Source organism: Micromonospora sp. KC207, from assembly GCF_004348615.1.
Lineage (GTDB): Bacteria > Actinomycetota > Actinomycetes > Mycobacteriales > Micromonosporaceae > Micromonospora.
This window is the reverse complement of the sequence record NZ_SMKJ01000567.1, coordinates 1-1,631: the sequence shown is the minus strand read 5'-3', so window position 1 is coordinate 1,631 and position 1,631 is coordinate 1. Positions and strand designations below refer to the sequence as shown.

Sequence of the window (1,631 nt, the reverse complement as noted above, 5' to 3'; positions counted from 1 at the left end):
TCCGCCCACATGCCCCAGGCGAGGGAGGTGGCGGGCAGCCCGGCCGCGCGGCGGTGGGCGGCGAGCGCGTCGAGGAACGCGTTGGCGGCGGCGTAGTTGCCCTGCCCCGGGCTGCCCATGAGCGCGGCCACCGAGGAGAACAACACGAACGCGGCCAGATCCATCCCGGCGGTCAGCTCGTGCAGGTGCACCGCCGCGTCGACCTTGGGCCGCATGACCCGATCGACCTGCTCAGGAGTCATCGTCTCGATCAGCCCGTCGGCGAGGACACCAGCGGAGTGCACAACCGCGGTCAACGGCCGATCGAGAGAGCCGAGCAGCGCGGCGAGCTGATCACGGTCAGCGACATCGCAGGCAGCGACGCGAACCTTGCAGCCACGCCCCTCAAGGTCGTTGACGAGCTGATGAACACCATCAGCGTCGGGTCCACGCCGGGACACCAACAGCAGATGCCTCACGTCGTACGCGGTGGCGAAATGCCGGGCGAACAACGCCCCCAGACCACTGGTGCCACCGGTGATCAACACCGTGCCGTCCGGATCCAACGGCGCCGGCACAGTCAACACCACCTTGCCGGTATTACGACCCTCCCGCAGGAACCGGAACGCCTCCCGCCCCTGCCGCACATCCCACGTACGCACCGGCGCAGACCGCAACACCCCCTGCTCGAACAGGCCAACAATCTCACCCAGCATCTGCTGAATACGATCCGGACCCGCCTCGAACAGGTCGTACGACCGGTACACCACACCCCGCTCGGCCAGCACCGACTCCGGATCCCGCAGATCCGCCTTACCCATCTCGATAAACCGGCCACCCTCACCCAACACATCCAGCGAGGCATCCACAAACTCCCCAGCCAGCGCATTGAGCACCACGTCAACCCCACCGGCGAACCGCTCCCGGAACCCCACATCACGCGACGACGCAATCCGCTCCGCAGGCACCCCCAACCCCCGCACCACATCCCACTTCGCCGGACTCGCCGTCGCATACACCTCCGCCCCCACATGCCCGGCCAACTGCACCGCCGCCATACCGACACCACCAGCCGCGGCATGCACCAGCAGCTTCTCCCCCTGCCGCAACCCCGCCAAATCCCGCAACCCATACAACGCGGTCAAATACACCACCGGAACCGCCGCACCCCGCACGAACGACCACGACCCCGGCATCGGCACCACCAACCGCCGATCAGTCACCGCCACCGGACCAAACGCATCCGGAATAATCCCCAACACCCGATCCCCCGGCACCAGGTCGGTCACCTCCGCACCGACCTCCAACACCACACCCGCAGCCTCCGAACCCAACGGCGCCTCACCCGGATACATCCCCAGCGCAATCAGCACATCACGGAAATTCAGACCCGCCGCCCGCACACCAACCCGCACCTCACCGACGCCAAGAGCCCGCCCACCATCAGAAGGCAGCAAAATCAGATCCTCCAGCGACCCCTTGTGCTCACTGGTCAAATGCCAAGCGCCAGAGATCGGCTCAGCCCTGTGCGCAGCAAGCCGGGGAGCCAGCGGAACACCACCACGGACAGCAAGCTGAGGTTCCCCGGTCGCGGCAAGCGCCACCCAATCCGGATCAGGCTCCCCACCGGGCAAATCAACAAGCTGAAACCG

The 1,631-nt window shown here is 66.8% G+C and carries 1 protein-coding gene; it reads right to left on the bottom strand.

Annotated elements, in window-relative coordinates; all coding sequences use genetic code 11:
• A partial coding sequence (locus tag E1258_RS32525; RefSeq protein WP_243715836.1) for an MDR/SDR family oxidoreductase occupies positions 1–1,475 on the bottom strand: 1,475 nt, incomplete at its 3' end.
• Positions 1,476–1,631: the final 156 nt, after the last annotated feature.